The organism is Bradyrhizobium cosmicum (genome assembly GCF_032290525.1).
Taxonomy (GTDB): Bacteria; Pseudomonadota; Alphaproteobacteria; order Rhizobiales; family Xanthobacteraceae; genus Bradyrhizobium; species Bradyrhizobium cosmicum_A.
The window spans coordinates 87,503-105,258 of the sequence record NZ_JASXTA010000007.1 but is presented as its reverse complement, the minus strand read 5'-3'; the positions used below and the strand labels follow the sequence as shown (position 1 = coordinate 105,258).

The 17,756-nt window shown below is 64.3% G+C and carries 16 protein-coding genes and 1 pseudogene; 11 read left to right on the top strand and 6 right to left on the bottom strand.

What is annotated here, in order from left to right; all coding sequences use genetic code 11:
• Positions 1 to 5 precede the first annotated feature (5 nt).
• From fba to QSV46_RS14930, 8 genes and pseudogenes are all read left to right on the top strand, one after another.
• Positions 6 to 1,091: a class II fructose-bisphosphate aldolase gene (gene fba / locus QSV46_RS14965; RefSeq protein WP_314952348.1), complete on the top strand. Its 1,086-nt coding sequence runs from the start codon at positions 6 to 8 to the stop codon at positions 1,089 to 1,091.
• Positions 1,092 to 1,122: 31 nt separating this feature from the next.
• Entirely contained in the window at positions 1,123 to 2,583 is a 1,461-nt protein-coding gene (locus QSV46_RS14960) for a form I ribulose bisphosphate carboxylase large subunit (RefSeq protein WP_314952346.1), read from the top strand.
• An 11-nt stretch (positions 2,584 to 2,594) separates the two neighbouring features.
• Positions 2,595 to 3,002, top strand: coding sequence for a ribulose bisphosphate carboxylase small subunit (locus QSV46_RS14955; RefSeq protein ID WP_314952343.1), 408 nt, complete (start codon positions 2,595 to 2,597; stop codon positions 3,000 to 3,002).
• A 98-nt stretch (positions 3,003 to 3,100) separates the two neighbouring features.
• Entirely contained in the window at positions 3,101 to 4,045 is a 945-nt protein-coding gene (gene cbbX / locus QSV46_RS14950; RefSeq protein WP_314952340.1) for a CbbX protein, read from the top strand.
• Positions 4,042 to 4,780, top strand: a pseudogene (rpe, locus tag QSV46_RS14945) (ribulose-phosphate 3-epimerase). The gene cbbX and the pseudogene rpe overlap by 4 nt, the downstream one beginning before the upstream one ends.
• A 309-nt stretch (positions 4,781 to 5,089) precedes the next feature.
• The gene (locus QSV46_RS14940) at positions 5,090 to 5,296 is read left to right on the top strand and encodes a hypothetical protein (protein WP_314952333.1); all 207 of its coding nucleotides are present in this window, start codon (positions 5,090 to 5,092) and stop codon (positions 5,294 to 5,296) included.
• Between the two features lie 237 nt (positions 5,297 to 5,533).
• Positions 5,534 to 7,069, top strand: a complete 1,536-nt coding sequence (locus QSV46_RS14935) for a Do family serine endopeptidase (RefSeq protein WP_314952330.1) — start codon at positions 5,534 to 5,536, stop codon at positions 7,067 to 7,069.
• A gap of 272 nt (positions 7,070 to 7,341) precedes the next feature.
• Entirely contained in the window at positions 7,342 to 7,704 is a 363-nt protein-coding gene (locus QSV46_RS14930) for a hypothetical protein (RefSeq protein WP_314952327.1), read from the top strand.
• Positions 7,705 to 7,716: 12 nt separating this feature from the next.
• Here QSV46_RS14930 and QSV46_RS14925 read toward each other — a convergent pair whose 3' ends face one another.
• Together QSV46_RS14925 and QSV46_RS14920 are read right to left on the bottom strand one after the other, a co-directional pair.
• On the bottom strand, positions 7,717 to 8,004 hold the full coding sequence (locus QSV46_RS14925; RefSeq protein WP_314952324.1) for a DUF6496 domain-containing protein: 288 nt from the start codon (positions 8,002 to 8,004) through the stop codon (positions 7,717 to 7,719).
• Between the two features lie 69 nt (positions 8,005 to 8,073).
• On the bottom strand, positions 8,074 to 8,274 hold the full coding sequence (locus tag QSV46_RS14920) for a DUF3072 domain-containing protein (RefSeq protein WP_314952323.1): 201 nt from the start codon (positions 8,272 to 8,274) through the stop codon (positions 8,074 to 8,076).
• Positions 8,275 to 8,389: 115 nt separating this feature from the next.
• Between QSV46_RS14920 and QSV46_RS14915 the strand changes: the two genes are divergently transcribed.
• Positions 8,390 to 8,611, top strand: coding sequence for a hypothetical protein (locus tag QSV46_RS14915; protein WP_314952322.1), 222 nt, complete (start codon positions 8,390 to 8,392; stop codon positions 8,609 to 8,611).
• A gap of 17 nt (positions 8,612 to 8,628) precedes the next feature.
• A complete protein-coding gene (locus QSV46_RS14910) occupies positions 8,629 to 8,808 on the top strand; it encodes a hypothetical protein (protein ID WP_314952321.1) in 180 nt (59 codons plus the stop codon).
• A 187-nt stretch (positions 8,809 to 8,995) separates the two neighbouring features.
• On the opposite strand, the gene QSV46_RS14905 is transcribed toward QSV46_RS14910, so the two are convergent.
• Together QSV46_RS14905 and QSV46_RS14900 are read right to left on the bottom strand one after the other, a co-directional pair.
• Positions 8,996 to 9,241, bottom strand: coding sequence for a hypothetical protein (locus QSV46_RS14905; protein ID WP_314952318.1), 246 nt, complete (start codon positions 9,239 to 9,241; stop codon positions 8,996 to 8,998).
• Positions 9,242 to 9,335: 94 nt separating this feature from the next.
• Positions 9,336 to 9,593: a hypothetical protein gene (locus QSV46_RS14900; RefSeq protein WP_314952316.1), complete on the bottom strand. Its 258-nt coding sequence runs from the start codon at positions 9,591 to 9,593 to the stop codon at positions 9,336 to 9,338.
• Positions 9,594 to 9,614: 21 nt separating this feature from the next.
• Here QSV46_RS14900 and QSV46_RS14895 point away from each other — a divergent pair, with 21 nt between their 5' ends.
• Positions 9,615 to 9,956 (top strand): hypothetical protein, encoded by a 342-nt coding sequence (locus QSV46_RS14895; RefSeq protein ID WP_314952313.1) that lies wholly within the window; start codon positions 9,615 to 9,617, stop codon positions 9,954 to 9,956.
• Here the strand turns inward: QSV46_RS14895 and QSV46_RS14890 are convergent.
• Positions 9,953 to 11,443 carry an HWE histidine kinase domain-containing protein gene (locus QSV46_RS14890; RefSeq protein WP_314952310.1) on the bottom strand — a complete coding sequence of 497 codons (1,491 nt, stop codon included), beginning with the start codon at positions 11,441 to 11,443 and terminating at the stop codon, positions 9,953 to 9,955. The two genes, QSV46_RS14895 and QSV46_RS14890, sit on opposite strands and share 4 nt — an antisense overlap.
• Before the next feature lie 14 nt (positions 11,444 to 11,457).
• Entirely contained in the window at positions 11,458 to 17,751 is a 6,294-nt protein-coding gene (locus QSV46_RS14885) for a HAMP domain-containing protein (protein ID WP_314952307.1), read from the bottom strand.
• Between the last annotated feature and the right edge of the window lie 5 nt (positions 17,752 to 17,756).

Here is a 17,756-nt window from a genome sequence, read left to right as displayed (position 1 = left end):
TTGTCGTGGCCCGTATCACCCTTCGCCAGCTGCTCGATCATGCCGCCAGTCACGGCTATGCGGTGCCGGCGTTCAACATCAACAACATGGAGCAGGGCATCGCGATCATGCAGGCGGCGGCCGAGGTCGACGCGCCCGTGATCATCCAGGCCTCGCGCGGTGCGCGCAACTATGCCGGCGACCTCATGCTCTCGCACATGATCGACGCGCTGGAGCGGACCTATCCGGACATCCCGCTCTGCATGCACCAGGACCACGGCAACGACGAGGCGACCTGCGCATCCGCGATCGCCCACGGCTTCACCTCGGTGATGATGGACGGCTCGCTCAAGGCCGATGCCAAGACGGCGGCCGACTACGACTACAATGTCGCGATCACCCGCCGCGTCGTCGATCTCGCGCATTGGGTCGGCGCCTCCGTCGAGGGCGAGCTCGGCGTGCTCGGTTCGCTCGAACATGGCGGCGGCGAGCAGGAGGACGGCCACGGCGTCGAGGGCCAGGTCAGCCATGACCAGCTCCTCACCGATCCTGATCAGGCCGTCGACTTCGTTCGCGCCACCAAGGTCGATGCGCTCGCGATCGCGATGGGCACCTCGCACGGCGCCTACAAGTTCAGCCGCAAGCCGGACGGCGACATCCTGGCGATGCGGGTGGTCGAGGAGATCCACCGCCGGCTGCCGAACACGCATCTGGTGATGCATGGCTCGTCCTCGGTGCCGCAGCCGCTGCAGGACATGTTCAACCAGTTCGGCGGCGAGATGCCGCAAACCTGGGGCGTTCCGGTCGAGGAGATCGTCCGCGGCATCAAGAGTGGCGTGCGCAAGGTCAATATCGACACCGACTGCCGGCTGGCGATGACCGCCGTGTTCCGCAAAGTCGCGGCCCAAACACGCAGCGAGTTCGACCCGCGCAAATTCCTCAAGCCGGCGATGGATGCGATGCGCGAGCTCTGCCGCGACCGTTTCGAGCAGTTCGGCACGGCGGGCCACGCGAGCAGGATCAAGGTGATTCCCATGAGCGAGATGGCGCGGCGCTATCGCGCCGACGAGCTCGATCCACGCATCGGCGCCCGCGCGACGGTCGCAGCCTAGTCATTCAGAGAGAGAAGAGCAGGAGAGAGCCATGAATGCACATGCAGGAACCGTCCGCGGCAAGGAAAGATATCGCTCCGGTGTGATGGAATACAAGCGCATGGGCTATTGGGAGCCCGACTACACGCCAAAGGACACCGACGTGATCGCGCTGTTCCGGGTCACGCCGCAAGAGGGTGTCGACCCGATCGAAGCCTCGGCCGCGGTCGCCGGCGAATCCTCGACCGCGACCTGGACGGTGGTGTGGACCGATCGCCTCACGGCGGCGGAAAAGTATCGCGCCAAATGCTATCGCGTCGATCCGGTGCCGGGCACGCCGGGCTCCTATTTCGCCTACATCGCCTATGATCTCGACCTGTTCGAGCCGGGCTCGATCGCCAACCTGTCGGCCTCGATCATCGGCAACGTGTTCGGCTTCAAGCCACTGAAGGCGCTGCGGCTGGAGGACATGCGTTTTCCAGTCGCCTATGTGAAGACGTTCCAGGGGCCGGCGACCGGCATCGTGGTCGAACGCGAGCGGCTCGACAAGTTCGGCCGGCCGCTGCTTGGTGCGACTGTGAAGCCGAAGCTCGGTCTCTCCGGGCGCAACTACGGCCGCGTGGTGTACGAGGCGCTGAAGGGCGGGCTCGATTTCACCAAGGATGACGAGAACATCAACTCGCAGCCCTTCATGCACTGGCGCGACCGCTTCCTCTACTGCATGGAGGCGGTGAACCGGGCGCAGGCGGCCTCGGGCGAGGTGAAGGGCACGTACCTGAACATCACCGCCGGCACGATGGAGGACATGTACGAGCGTGCGGAGTTCGCCAAAGAGCTCGGATCCTGCATCGTCATGATCGATCTCGTGATCGGGTACACCGCGATTCAGTCCATGGCGAAGTGGGCGCGGCGCAACGACATGATCCTGCATCTGCATCGCGCGGGGCACTCGACCTACACGCGGCAGAAGAGCCATGGCGTGTCTTTCCGCGTCATCGCCAAATGGATGCGGCTCGCCGGTGTCGACCATATTCACGCCGGCACGGTGGTCGGCAAGCTCGAAGGCGATCCCAACACCACGCGCGGCTATTACGACGTCTGCCGCGAGGACTTTAACCCGACCAGGCTCGAGCATGGCCTGTTCTTCGACCAGTCCTGGGCGAGCCTCAACAAGATGATGCCGGTCGCCTCCGGCGGCATCCATGCCGGCCAGATGCACCAATTGCTCGATCTGCTCGGCGAGGACGTCGTGCTGCAATTCGGCGGCGGCACCATCGGCCATCCCATGGGGATCGCTGCGGGTGCGATCGCCAACCGCGTGGCGCTGGAAGCGATGATTCTCGCCCGCAACGAGGGCCGCGATTACGTCCATGAAGGTCCGGAGATCCTGGCCAGAGCGGCCGAGACCTGCACGCCGCTCAAGGCCGCGCTCGAGGTCTGGAAGGACGTCACCTTCAACTATGAATCCACCGACACGCCGGACTTCGTGCCGACCGCGCTCGAAACCGTCTAAGGAGATTTGACATGAAGTTGACCCAAGGCTGCTTCTCGTTCCTGCCCGATCTCACCGACGATCAGATCACCAAGCAGGTGCAGTATTGCCTGACCAATGGCTGGGCGGTGAACATCGAGTTCACCGACGATCCGCATCCCCGCAACACCTATTGGGAGATGTGGGGCCTGCCGATGTTCGATCTTCAGGACGCCGCCGGCGTCATGATGGAGCTCACCGAATGCCGTAGGGTGTATGGCGACCGCTACATCCGCATCAGCGGCTTCGATTCCAGCCATGGCTGGGAATCGGTGCGGATCTCGTTCCTCGTCAACCGGCCGCCGCAGGAAGCCGAGTTCGACCTGGTACGGCAGGAGGTCGGCGGCCGCGCCATCCGCTACACCACTGTGCGCCGGCAGCCCGCGCACGCGTCAACTTAAGCCGTTCTCCTCCGCGCGGAGCACTCCCTGCTCCGTTTCCTTGGCGGACCACTGCTTCGCCGCTCCCCTGCGGCGAAGCCCTTTTCTTCGAGGTGCCGATGCTGGATGTTCCCCACGCAATGACCACCGGGCCCGGCGAGACCAGTTTCGATCTCCGCAAGGAGGCCGAAGAGGCTGGGATCACCGATACGCTGCAACAGCTCGAGCAGGAGCTGATCGGATTGAGGCCGGTAAAGGACCGCGTGCGCCAGATCGCCTCGCTCCTGCTGATCGAGCGCATCCGGCAGCGCGCGGGTCTGGCGTCGGCGCCGCCGACGCTGCACATGTCGTTCACCGGCAATCCCGGCACCGGCAAGACCACCGTGGCGTTGCGCATGGCAAAAATCCTGCACGGCCTCGGTTTCGTGCGGCGCGGGCAGGTGATCTCGGTGACGCGCGACGATCTCGTGGGACAGTATATCGGTCACACCGCGCCGAAGACCAAGGAGATATTGAAGAAAGCGATGGGCGGCGTGCTGTTCATCGACGAGGCCTACTATCTGCATCGCCCGGACAACGAGCGCGACTACGGCCAGGAGGCGATCGAGATTCTGCTCCAGGTGATGGAGAACCAGCGCGAGGACCTCGTCGTGATCCTAGCCGGCTATGGCGAGCGGATGACGAGCTTCTTCGCCTCCAATCCCGGCTTTCGCTCGCGCATCGCTCACCATGTTGAGTTTCCGGACTATGCGGAAGCCGAGTTGCTCGTCATCGCCGAGCTGATGCTCAAAGAGCGCGGCTATCGCTTCTCGGCGGCGGCGCGCGAGGCGTTCGAGACATACATCGCGCTGCGCCGGACCCAGCCGTTCTTTTCGAATGCGCGCTCGATCCGCAATGCGGTCGACCGCATGCGTTTGCGGCAGGCCGATCGCCTGGTGTCGGATCTCGACCGCATGCTCGATGTCGCCGATCTCGAGACCATCGATCCAGCGGACGTACTCGCCAGCCGCGTCTTCAGCGGCGGGGCCGATGCGCGGAGTGCAAAGCCAGGAACAAAGCCATGAGCAGAGAGATCATCATCGCCCCTTCGATCCTGGCGGCGGACTTCGCGCGTCTCGGCGAAGAGATCGCGGCGATCGATGCGGCCGGCGCCGACTGGATCCATTGCGACGTCATGGACGGACACTTCGTCCCGAACATCAGTTATGGCGCTGACGTGATCAAGGCGATCCGACCGTTGACCAAGAGGATCTTCGACGTGCATCTGATGATCGCGCCGACCGATCCCTATCTGGAAGCATTCGCCAAAGCCGGCGCCGACGTTATCACCGTTCATGCCGAGGCCGGCCCGCATCTTGACCGCTCGCTCCAGGCCATCCGTGCGCTCGGCAAGAAGGCGGGCGTCAGCCTGTGCCCGGCAACCCCGGAAAACGCGATCGAATACGTGCTCGATCGTCTCGATCTCGTGCTGGTGATGACGGTCAACCCCGGCTTCGGCGGCCAGTCCTTCCTCGACTCCCAGATCGAGAAGATCAGGCGCATTCGCAGCATGATCGGCGACCGGCCGGTCCGGCTCGAGGTTGATGGCGGCGTCACGAGCGACAATGCCGCCGCCGTGGCCGCCGCGGGCGCCGATACCCTCGTGGCAGGATCGGCCGTATTTCGCGGCAAGTGCAGCGCCGATTATGCAGCTAACATCGCGGCCATCCGCGCTGCTGCGGACGTGGGCAGGGGTTCCGAAGCTGCAACATAGTTCAGCAGGGACGATGCGCGTCAGTGAGAACGTGCGCACCCGGTAGTTCACGGAGGCATCGCGCGCCGCTGTGCCAAACTGGCGGTTGCGGCAGAGCGCGACTTTTCTCCGTGGCCGGAACCGATCGAACGGTATCTCGATCTGGTCGGCATCGACGTCGAACGCCGCCGCTACGCCTAGCCAGCCCAACGAGTTCCGCGGTCGGGTTCACGAATAGGAACCAAGGCACGCGTGCGCGTTTCCTGAAAGTTAACCTTGGCGAGACGGGCTACGCGCGCAGAAAATGTTTTGCATGACCGCCATCGGCCTGACGCAAATCGGGACATAAGCTCTGTGTCTGCGAGGGAGGTTTTTCATGGAGAACGTACGTCGCTACCGGGCGCTGGCGTCCCTCTGTCGTCAGCAGGCGGCCTACCGGCCGCTCCAGAACTGGCAACTCCTTGGTCAGGCCGAACATTTCGAATATCTCGCCGAGACAGCCCTGAAAGCGCATTTCGACGCGTGCAATGCGCAACGTGAAGAAGACGCGGCCCCGGGATGGGAGGCTCCGGTCGCGGCGTGAGGCGGTGCACCGGCTTCGATCGTGCTGGGCCGTGTGGCCGACAGACTGTACGGATCGGATTCGCACCCGAGATGCTTCAGCGGATACCGTTCGAGTCGTGACGGCCTCTGACGGAGTTCATCCATTGCCTCGGGCCTGCGCCTTCTTTGCCAAGATTTAACCGGACGGACGGGACGCCGTAAGGCGACGATGTCCATGTTGGGTCCAAGGCGACTTACCCAACATGGACATTCCGACATGAACGATCGCGTCAATTCCGACACCACCTCGTCCCGCACTATCTTGAAGCCGCGCCGGCTGGCGTTGCTCGGCACCGTAGCAGCGCTTGGTGTTGCCGTGCTGGCTGCCTCTCACGGCTCTTCGCCGCTCGGCATGGCCTCCTTCATCGCGCCGGCGCAGGCTGCGACAATGGCCGCCACGCCACCCGGCTTCGGCGACCTCGTCAGCAAGGTCAAACCCGCCGTCATCTCGGTGCGGGTCAAAATCGACCAGGACAACGACAAGGGCGCGATGCTGCAACAGAAGCGGATGGACCCGGATGAGGATTCGCCGTTCGACCAGTTCTCGCGGCAGTTCGGCTTCCGTGGTCCGGGCGACATGAACGGCACGCCGCGCCAGCGCCACCAGATCATCACCGGCGAGGGCTCCGGATTCTTCATCTCAGCCGACGGCTATGCCGTGACCAACAATCACGTCGTCGATCACGCCGAGTCGGTGCAGGTGACGATGGACGACGGCTCGATCTACACCGCGAAGGTGGTCGGCACCGATCCGAAGACCGATCTCGCGCTGATCAAGGTCGAGGGCAAGAAGGATTTTCCGTTCGTCGAATTCTCCGACCAGAAGCCGCGCATCGGCGACTGGGTGGTTGCGGTCGGCAATCCGTTCGGCCTTGGCGGCACCGTGACCGCCGGCATCGTCTCGGCCAGCGGCCGCGACATCGGCAACGGTCCCTATGACGACTTCCTCCAGATCGACGCGCCGATCAACAAGGGCAATTCCGGCGGTCCGGCGTTCGACATGAGCGGCAACGTGATCGGCGTGAACACCGCAATCTTCTCGCCGTCCGGCGGCTCGGTCGGCATCGGCTTCGACATTCCGGCCTCGACCGCGAAGCTCGTCATCGCGCAGTTGAAGGACAAGGGCGCGGTCACGCGCGGCTGGCTCGGCGTGCAGGTGCAGCCGGTGACCTCCGAGATCGCCGACAGCCTCGGCCTGAAGGAGGCGCGCGGCGCGATCGTCGACAATCCGCAGGACGGCAGCCCGGCGGCGAAGGCCGGCATCGAGGCCGGCGACGTCATCACCGCCGTCAACGGCACGGCGGTCAAGGACTCCCGCGATCTCGCCCGCACCATTGCCACCCTGGCGCCGGGCACGTCCGTAAAGCTCGATCTCCTCCACAAGGCCGATAGCAAGACGGTCACACTGGCGCTCGGCGAGTTGCCGAACGAGCGTCAGGCGAAGTCTGACCAAGACAAGGTGCAGCCGAACGCCGGCACGCCGCGGCTCGGCCTCAGCCTGGCGCCGGCCGGCGACATCCAGGGCGCGGGACAGAAGGGCGTCGTGGTTACCGAGGTCGATCCGCAGGGACCGGCCGCGCAGCGCGGCATCCAGACCGGCGACGTCATCCTCAATGTCGGCGGCAAGGCCGTTGCCAATGTCGGCGACGTCCGCTCGGAACTGGCGCAGGCGAGGTCGTCCGGCAAGAACAGCGTGCTGTTGCAGGTGAAGAGCGCGGAGGCGACCCGGTTCGTCGCGGTGCCGCTGGTGTAAGTCTCGCGCTCGACGAGGAATTCAAAAGGCGGCCAACAGGCCGCCTTTTTCGTGCGCGTTCGGAAGATACCCACAGGCAGCCGATAACATTCTCGTTAACGGCAGCAATGGTGACGGGTTCGTCCGAAAAAGCCGCGTTCGCTGGTCACAGTTGGGCCTGACGTGCGGCGGGCTTGGCGGCAATGAAGCCGCCAGGCCGAATTGCAGGCGTGGAACTTTCGAGCCTCCGGCTCGCTTGTGGAACCGGATGTTCGCATTTGATCGGTGCCGACATGGATCGATTGAAGCTCTCGCTGAGGTGTGCGCTGCTCATGGCGCCGATCGTGCTGACGGCTGGAAGCGCGTTGGGGCGCGACGATGGCCGTTACGCCAACTCCCCCCTGAAACCATGGTTCGACGGTTTGCGCAGCCATCTCGGGCCGTGTTGCTCGGATGCAGATGGCTTTGCTGTATCCGATCCCGATTGGGAATCGCACGACGGACACTATCGTGTACGACTCGACGGCCAGTGGGTCGAGGTACCGGACGAGGCGGTGATAACCGAGCCGAACCGTGCCGGCCGCACCATGGTGTGGCCGGTCAAGACGACGTTCGGAATCTCGATCCGCTGTTTCATGCCGGGCAGCATGATCTGACGCCGGTCGGCGTCACCGTTTGCTGGATTTGCGCTTCGAGCTCTTCCGGGTTTTCTTTGTCGTCTTCTTGGCCGTCTTCTTCTTGGCTGTCTTCCGCTTCGACGCCTTCTTCGGCACCTTCTTGCCCTTCTTGCGGGCCTTGGACAGTCCAATCGCGATCGCCTGTTTGCGGCTCTTCACACGTCCGCCGCGTCCGCCCGGTCCGCTTTTCGCGCTACCCTTCTTGTAGCGGCGCATCTCGCGCTCGACATCACCGCCGGAGCTGCGTGAGTAACGGCGCTTCTTTGCCTTGCGTGCCATCGCCTCTCTCCTTGGCCCGGAGAAAGAACCGTATTGCTTACGCAATGTTCCAGACGCGCGGCGCGCGTCTCAGAACGAGTTAGCCAGTTCGATCTCCGCCTCGAGCACTTGGATGCGCCGCGCGGCTTCCGCGAACGACAGATGTCGATCGTATTGTGTGGGCTGATACGCCTCGTCACTCAGCCGCTTCAGCTTCAGCCCCTGCGTCCGCGTCATCTGCTCCGTGAGGAAAACCCTGGCGTCGAATTTGGCTTTACCTTGAATCTGCATCGGACCTCTCCATTCTGAAATCGTGACTTGACTATATGTTCTTATTTTGTTCTAACAAGCCATGGACAACAGAATTAATGAAATTCGACGCAAAATCAGCGCCTTGAGGCTCGAAATGGCCGACATCGAGGTGTCCGTGCGCGACCTCGTCGATCGCGATCGCGACTGCACAGAAAAGGCCCTGGCGCAGATGGATCTGCGCCGGAAAATCAACCTGCTGATCGGCGAATGGAAGGCGGCGGGCGGCGGCGACGTCCTGCCTAACGTCCGTGACCGGGTGCGTCTTCGCCCCGGGAAGTCATCAGATCATCCCCTGCGCGTGATTGCGCGCCGCTGAAAGCTTGGGGGCGCGCGGTGGAGGAAGACCCGGACGCGTACCGGATTCTAAGACTGCGTGCCGAGATTCTCGAACTCGGCTCCGCCATCCGGCAGTTGCAGCGCGAGGGCCTCGATGATGCTGCAACCCAGCTCCTGATCGCACGCAAGCGCGCGCAGCTCGAGCATCTCGTGAAGGCGAATGCCGCGGGACGATAACACCCTCATATCCGACGCAGCCAAAGCGCGCGGAAAGCCGCGGAACCGGATACTCGCCCATCGAAGATTTGAAAACGCGTCAGCCGCGATGAGCTGGCGATGCGGCGCAGAGCACATCCCGATTGCGCACCAAGGCAAGATGGCCCCGCGCCCATCGCGGGGCCATCGACTGCCTGATCGGCCAAGCTCACTTGCTGCTCTTCATGCCCTTGCTGTTGTTGTTCGTCATGGTGCCGCCCTGATCGGAGCCGGGACCGGAGCCGCCTTGGCCGGAGGGATCGGCGCCCTTGGATTTCGTGTTCGCGCCCGTCGTCTGCGAAGACGAGGTTGAGGATCCGTGTTTCGTCTTGTCCGACTTTGCCTGCGCGGCGAACGGGGCGGCGGCGAGGCCGGTTGCCAGCATCACGGCGAGAGCGAGCTTGGTGGTTTTCATCGCGGGAACTCCCTGAGTTGAATTGACGCAGGCAGCCAACCGTCATTCGGTGCAGGAGTTCCGGACGAACCGCTCCGTGTGATTCACGTGCGCTTCAAAATTCCTTGTTCTCGGTAATGATGAACACCACCCCCGTGAGGGTCGCGCCGATCGCGAACGTCGTCACCAGCGTGACCACGAAAACGGCAGCGGCCGAATCTCCGCCATGGTTCAGCAAATTTGCGACCGCAGGATTCGACAGGACGAGCGCGAGCCCGAAGATGAGGCCGAGGGCTGCGCCCATCATCGCATGTGTCATCAGCTTGATGATTCCGGTCGGAGAGATGAGGCTCGGCGACTTTTTCGCACGCATGGAACCGCCTCGCGGTGTGGCATGCAAACGCGCTCGGCGGCCGTTGGTTCCCTTTCCATGAAGATTTGTCTTTCCCGGCTTTCATCCAGCGTTCATGCCGATCTTGCGAGGATGAATGTCGTCAACATGGGAACATTCGATATGGGCAAGGTTGTCTTTCTCTATCGTTCGCTGGCCTATCGTAACGCGGCCGCGGACATGCTGCGCAAGGCGCGCAAGCTGCCGCGCGGCGCCGAGCGCAGTGCGGCCCGCCGTTATGCAAGGGCACTACGCGATCTCGCGCAAACGGAAGCCTGGCTGGAAGGACGTGTCGCCGTCGAACCGCAGCCGATGCCGCGCATGAGAGTCGTCACGTCGCGCTAGCCGGAAGCCCGCTGAAGGGCTTCGGAAGGAGCCGTATCGAACTTGCTCGCGGCCGCCGGCGCTGCGGTCCTCCGGGTCAGCGGCACACCGAGGCGGCACAACAGGCCTTCGGCGCGCCAGTCGAATTCCGCCTGTCCGCCAAGCTGCGATTCGACGCTGGCAAGCAGGCTCCGTGTGCCGAAGCCACGGGATTTCGGCGTCTTCACCAGCGGACCGCCGGTTTCATCCCAGGTCAACGTGAGCTGGTCGTCCTCGACTTGCCAGCCGATCGCGAGCCGCCCCGACCGCGTCGAGAGCGCGCCATACTTCGCCGAGTTGGTGAAGAGCTCGTGCAGCGCCAGCGCCAGCGTCTGGGCGGTCGTCGGCAGCAACTGAACCTCCGGTCCCGCCAGCTTGATCTGGCCACCGAGCGAGTAGGGCGCAAGCTCTTCGTCGATCAGCCTGGAGAGCTCTGCACCCTGCCAGCTCGATAGCGACAGGATCGTGTGCACGCGCGCCAGAGCATTGATGCGCCCCTCAACCGCGTTGACGTAGGCCTTGACCTCGTCGGCACGGGTGAGGCGCACGATCGACTGCGCCAGCGCCAGCGCATTCTTGGCGCGGTGATCCACTTCGCGCGCCAGCAGATTTTGTCTCTCTTCCGCGCGTTTGCGCTCGGTGATGTCGACGGTAACACCGCTGACGCGCACAACTCGACCGCTATCGTCGGCGGTGGCAGCGGCCGTGCCGACGCACCAGCGCACCTCGCCGTCGGGCCGCACGATGCGGAACTCCGTTTCATAGGCGCGCGTGCCCTTGTTGAATTCGGCAATCGCCTTGCGCAACTGATCGACGTCATCAGGATGCAACAGCGCCTGAACGTTGGCCGGGTTCACATCGAAGCTCTCCGGGCCAACGCCAAAGATGCGATACTGCCCCTCGTCCCACATCCAGTCGCCGGTAATCCAGTCCCAGTCCCAGGAGCCCATCTTGCCGGCGGCAATCGCCATGCTGCGCCGCTGCTCGCTCTCGCGCAGCTTTGCGGTGGAATTCTCCAGCTCCGCCGTGCGCGCGCGCACGCGGTCCTCGAGATCCTGGTTCAGCCGTTCGAGCTCGCGCGTCTTGCGGTAGAGCTCCGCAAATACCTTGACCTTGGCGCGCAGCACCTCCGGCACCACCGGCACCGGCACGTAGTCGACTGCACCCATCTCGTAGCCGCGCAGGCGGTCGATGTCGCTGACCTGGATCGCCGAGATGAAGATCATCGCGGTCTTCTGGAAGCGCGGATGCTCGCGGATCATCGCGGCAAGCTCGAAGCCGTCGAGCTCGGGCATGCAGACGTCGACCAGGATCACCGCGACCTCGGTCCTGAGCAGCACCTCCAGCGCCTCGCGACCGGACGAGGCGACCACGAGGTTCTCACCGAGATCCTTCAGGATCACCTCATAGGCGAGCAGCTTGGCCGGCTGGTCGTCGACGAGGAGAATGTTGACCTTTTCGTGGTCCATTCGCGGATCCGAACTCATCGGTGCAGCCACATGCGGATCGCAAGCAGCAATTGATCGGTGTTGACGGGTTTGGCGAGGTAGTCGGACGCGCCGGCCTCCAGGCATTTCTCGCGGTCGCCCTTCATCGCCTTGGCGGTCAGCGCGATGATCGGAAGGCGGGCGAAGGTCGGATTTTCGCGAATGACGCCGATGGTCTGATAGCCATCCATCTGCGGCATCATGATGTCCATCAGCACGATGGCGATCTTCGGATTGGATTCGACCAGGGCGACCGCCTCGCGGCCGGTCGTCGCCGTCAACACCTTCATGCCGCGCCGTTCCAGCACGCTCGACAGTGCGAAGATGTTGCGGGCGTCGTCGTCGACGAGCAGGGCGGTCTTGCCGATCAGATCCTCGTCGGAGCTGTTCAGCTTCTCCAGCATGCGTTGCTTCTCGACCGGCAGTTCCGTGATCACGCGATGCAGGAACAGCGCGGTTTCGTCGAGCAGACGCTCGGGCGATTCGACGCCCTTGACCACGATGCTGCGCGCCATGGTGTGGAGTTCCGCATCCTCCTCCGCCGACAGTTCGCGGCCGGTGAAGACCACGACCGGAACGTTCGACAGGACCTCGTCGTTGCGGATCTGGTCCAGCACCTCGAAGCCGCTCATGTCGGGCAGCCGCAGGTCGAGCACCACGCAATCGCAGGGAACCTCGCGCAGCATCGAAAGCGCGCCGGCGCCGGTATCGGCCGTTACGATCTCGATGTCGTCGTGATGCAGCAACTCGCGGATCGAGAGCTGCTCGGCCTCGTTGTCCTCGACGATCAGGAGCCGCTTGCGCCGCGGCCGCGCATATTCCTTGATCTGCATCAGCGCCGCCGAAACACCCTCGGTCGTCGTAGGCTTGCTGACGAACGAGAATGCGCCGCGGGCCAACGCGTGCTGGCGGTCTTCGTCGAGCGTGATGATCTGCACCGGGATGTGGCGCGTCAGCGGGTTGTGCTTGAGCTGGCTCAGCACCGTCCAGCCCAGCATGTCCGGCAGGAATACGTCGAGCGAGACGGCGCGGGGCTGATACTGCTTCGCAAGCTCCAGCGCTTCCGCGCCCTGTGCGGCGACCAGAACCTTGAAGCCCTTGTCGCGGGCAAGATCGACCAGCACGCGCGCATAGTGCGGATCGTCCTCGACGATGAGAAGGATGGCGTCGCCGGGCTCGAGATTGAGCCGGTCGTCGGGAAGCTGCTCGATGACGCGCTGCTGCTCTGCCGCCGGCTGCAGCGCCGGCGGCTGATTGTATGCTTGCGGCGCGGGCGCAGCGCGCGGCGCGAGCGTCGGCCCGGAGTATTTCAGCGGCAGATAAAGCGTGAAGGACGAACCCTTGCCGGGCGCGCTACGCAGATGGATTTCGCCGCCGAGCAGGCTTGCGAGTTCGCGGCTGATGGCAAGGCCGAGACCGGTGCCGCCATATTTGCGGCTGGTGCCGGCATCCGCCTGCTGGAACGCCTCGAAGATCAGCTTCTGCTTCTCCAGGGGAATGCCGATGCCGGTGTCGGAGACTTCGAAGGCGATCACGGCCGGTGCGGAGTTCAGTATCGGATGATCCGTGCCCCAGCCGCCGACCACGGCGGCGACCTTCAGGCGCACTTCGCCTTCGGCGGTGAATTTGAAGGCGTTGGAGAGCAGGTTCTTGAGGACCTGTTGCAGGCGCTTGGAGTCGGTGACAATGCTGCGCGCGAGGTTCGGGTCGACGTCGATCTTGAACGACAGGCCGCGGTTCTCGGCCTCGTGTCGGAACGGCCGGCCGACGGTCTCGAGCAGGTTTGCGGTCAGGATCTCCTCGGCATCGACCGTCACCGTGCCGGATTCGATCTTGGAGAGATCGAGAATGTCGCTGATGAGGTTGAGCAGGTCGGTGCCGGCGCCGTGGATGGTGCGGGCGAATTCGACCTGCTTGGCCGAGAGGTTGCCGTCCGGATTGTCGGTGAGCTGCTGTCCCAGGATCAGGATCGAGTTCAGCGGCGTGCGCAGCTCGTGGCTCATATTGGCGAGGAATTCGGACTTGTACTTCGAGGTCAGTGCGAGCTCGGTCGCCTTCTCCTCCAGCGCGCGGCGGGCCTGCTCGATTTCCTGGTTCTTGCGCTCGACCTCGACGTTGCGTTCGGCAAGTTGCTGGGCCTTCTGCTCGAGCTGGTCGTTGGTCTGCTGCAATTCGCGCTGCTGGGTCTGGAGCTCGCCGGCGAGCTGCTGCGACTGCTTGAGCAGGCCCTCGGTCTGCATCGTCGCTTCGATCGAGTTGAGCAGGATGCCGATGGAATCGGTGAGCTGCTCCAGGAACGTCATCTGCGAGGTCGTGAACGAGGTGAGCGAGGCAAGCTCGATCACCGCCTTGACCTGGCCCTCGAACAGCACCGGCAGCACTACGAGGTTCTTCGGGGCGACGCGGAACAGCGCCGAATTGATCGGAACCACGTCGGCCGGAATGTCCGCGACCACGCGCGGGCGCTTGTCGAGGGCGCACTGGCCGATCAAGCCGTCACCGAGCGGCAGCACGCGCTGATACGGATAGACGCCGTCGCCGGCATAGGAGGCAAGCAGCAGAAGCTGCGGACTATCCTCGCTCTGGACCTGGTAGATCACGCCGGTATGGGCGTTCACCAGCGGCGACAATTCGGTCAGCAGCAGCCGGCCGACCGTGGCGAGATCGCGCTGGCCCTGGAGCATGTTGGTGAATTTGGCCAGGTTGGTTTTCAGCCAGTCCTGCTCGGTGTTCACGTCCGTCGTCAGACGGAGGTTCGTGATCATCGTGTTGATGTTGTCTTTCAGCTCGGCGACCTCGCCGCGGGCATCGACCTGGATCGATCGCGTCAGGTCGCCCTTGGTCACGGCGGTCGCGACCTCGGCGATCGCGCGCACCTGCGAGGTGAGGTTGGCCGCCAAGAGGTTGACGTTGCCGGTGAGGTCCTTCCAGGTGCCGGCCGCGCCGGGCACGTTGGCCTGGCCACCGAGCCGGCCCTCGACGCCGACCTCGCGCGCCACCGACGTCACCTGATCGGCGAAGGTCGCGAGCGTCTCGGTCATGTTGTTGATGGTGTCGGCGAGTGCCGCCACTTCGCCCTTCGATTTCACCGTGAGGTTCTGCTTCAGATCGCCGTTGGCGACCGCGGTCACCACCTTGACGATGCCGCGGACCTGCTCGGTGAGGTTCGCCGCCATGAAGTTCACGGTGTCGGTGAGGTCCTTCCAGGTGCCCGCGACGCCCGGCACCTGGGCCTGGCCGCCGAGCTTGCCTTCGGTGCCGACCTCGCGGGCGACGCGCGTGACCTCGCCGGCGAAGGCGTTGAGCTGGTCCACCATGGTGTTGATGGTGTTCTTGAGCTCGAGAATTTCGCCCTTCACGTCCACGGTGATCTTGCGGGACAAGTCGCCGCGCGCCACGGCGGTGGTGACTTCGGCGATGTTGCGCACTTGCGTGGTGAGGTTCGCGGCGAGCAAATTGACGTTGTCGGTGAGGTCCTTCCAGGTCCCGCCGACGCCGGGCACGACGGCCTGGCCGCCGAGCCGGCCTTCGGTGCCGACCTCGCGGGCGACGCGCGTCACTTCTGCGGCAAAGGAGCGGAGCTGCTCCACCATGGTGTTCAACGTGTCCTTCAAGAGAAGGATCTCGCCGCGCACGTCCACGGTGATCTTCTTCGACAGGTCGCCGCCGGCGATCGCGGTCGCGACCTCGGCGATGTTGCGGACCTGCGCGGTCAGGTTCGAGGCCATGAAGTTGACGTTGTCGGTGAGATCCTTCCAGGTGCCGGCGACGCCGGACACCTCGGCCTGGCCGCCGAGCTTGCCTTCGGTGCCGACTTCGCGCGCCACGCGCGTGACCTCGCCGGCGAAGGCGTTGAGCTGGTCCACCATGGTGTTGATGGTGTTCTTGAGCTCGAGGATTTCGCCCTTCACGTCCACGGTGATCTTGCGCGACAGGTCTCCGCGCGCCACGGCGGTCGTCACTTCGGCGATGTTGCGGACCTGGGCGGTGAGGTTGCCGGCCATCGAGTTCACGCTGTCGGTGAGATCCTTCCAGGTGCCGGCAACGCCGGGCACGTTGGCCTGGCCGCCGAGGCGGCCTTCGGTGCCGACCTCGCGCGCGACGCGCGTGACCTCGCCCGCGAAGCGGTTGAGCTGGTCGACCATCGTGTTGAGGGTGTCTTTGAGCTGAAGGATCTCGCCGCGCACGTCCACCGTGATCTTGCGCGAGAGGTCGCCGCCGGCGATGGCGGTCGCGACCTCGGCGATGTTGCGGACCTGGGCGGTGAGGTTGCCCGCCATCGAGTTCACGCTGTCGGTGAGGTCCTTCCAGGTGCCGGCGACGCCGGGCACGTCGGCCTGACCGCCGAGCTTGCCGTCGGTGCCGACCTCACGGGCGACGCGCGTGACTTCGCCGGCGAAGGCGTTGAGCTGGTCGACCATGGTGTTGAGCGTTTCCTTGAGCTGAAGGATTTCGCCCGAGACGTTCACGGTGATCTTCTTCGACAAATCGCCCTTGGCGACCGCGGTCGCGACTTCGGCGATGTTGCGGACCTGACCGGTCAGGTTCGAGGCCATCGAGTTGACGGAGTCCGTCAAGTCCTTCCAAGTGCCGCCGACGCCGCGCACGACGGCCTGGCCGCCGAGCTTGCCCTCGGTGCCGACTTCGCGTGCCACGCGCGTGACTTCGCCGGCGAAGGCGTTGAGCTGGTCCACCATGGTGTTGATGGTGTCCTTCAGCTCCAGAATTTCACCGCGCACGTCCACGGTGATTTTCTTGGACAAGTCGCCGCCGGCGACTGCCGTCGTCACCTCGGCGATGTTGCGGACCTGCGCGGTCAGGTTCGACGCCATCGAGTTGACGCTCTCGGTCAGGTCCTTCCAGGTGCCGGCGACACCGAGCACGTTGGCCTGACCGCCGAGCCGGCCTTCGGTGCCGACCTCGCGCGCGACGCGCGTGACTTCGCCGGCGAAGGCGTTGAGCTGGTCGACCATGGTGTTGAGCGTTTCCTTGAGCTGAAGGATCTCGCCCGAGACGTTCACCGTGATTTTTTTCGACAGGTCGCCGCCCGCGATCGCGGTGGCGACGTCGGCGATGTTGCGGACCTGGGCGGTCAGGTTCGAGGCCATGAAGTTGACGTTGTCGGTGAGGTCCTTCCAGGTGCCGGCGACGCCGGGCACCTGGGCCTGGCCGCCGAGCTTGCCTTCGGTGCCGACCTCGCGCGCGACGCGCGTCACCTCGGAGGCGAACGAGTTGAGCTGGTCCACCATGGTGTTGATGGTGTCTTTCAGCTCCAGGATTTCGCCGCGCACGTCCACGGTGATCTTGCGGGACAAATCGCCGCGCGCCACGGCCGTCGTCACGTTGGCGATGTTGCGGACCTGTGCGGTGAGGTTGCCGCACATCGCATTCACGGAGTCCGTCAAATCCTTCCAGGTGCCGGCGACGCCGGGCACGATGGCCTGGCCGCCGAGCTTGCCGTCGGTGCCGACCTCGCGCGCGACGCGCGTCACTTCGGAGGCGAAGGAGCGGAGCTGGTCCACCATCGTATTGATGGCTTCCTTGAGCTGAAGGATCTCGCCGCGGACGTCGACGGTGATCTTCTTGGACAAATCGCCGTTGGCGACCGCGATCGTCACCTCGGCGATGTTGCGAACCTGGTTGGTCAGGTTGTTCGCCATCGAGTTGACGCTCTCGGTCAAATCCTTCCAGACGCCGGTCACTTCCGGCACCTGGGCCTGGCCGCCGAGCTTGCCTTCGGTGCCGACCTCGCGCGCGACGCGTGTCACCTCCGAGGTGAACACGCCGAGCTGCTTGATCATGGTGTTGACGATGGTCGCCGATTGCAAGAATTCGCCGCGGAGCGGACGGCCGTCGACGTCGAGCTTGACGGTCTGGAGCAGGTCGCCTTGCGCCACCGCCGCAACCGCGCGGGTGACCTCGCGTGTGGGCCAGAGCAGGTCGTCGATCAGCGTGTTGACGGAGCCTTCCATGTCGGCCCAGGAGCCGGAGGCAAGCCCGAACTTCACGCGCTGGCGGGTCTTGCCCTCGCGTCCCACCACCTGCCCGACCAGCTCGAGCTGCTGCGCCATGCGCTGGTTGGCGGCGATGATCTCGTTAAAAGTGTCGGCAATCTTGCCGTCGATGCCGAGATAGTCGCCGCTCATCCGCACCGAGAAATCGCCGCTGCGCATCGCCTGGAGCGCAAGCAGCAATTCCTGCCGGGAATCCGGCTCCGACGTACCATTGGGTTTTGGCTTTGGGACGCGACGACCGGAGCGGGACGTTGTTCCGGAATCGAGGTCGCTCATACTAT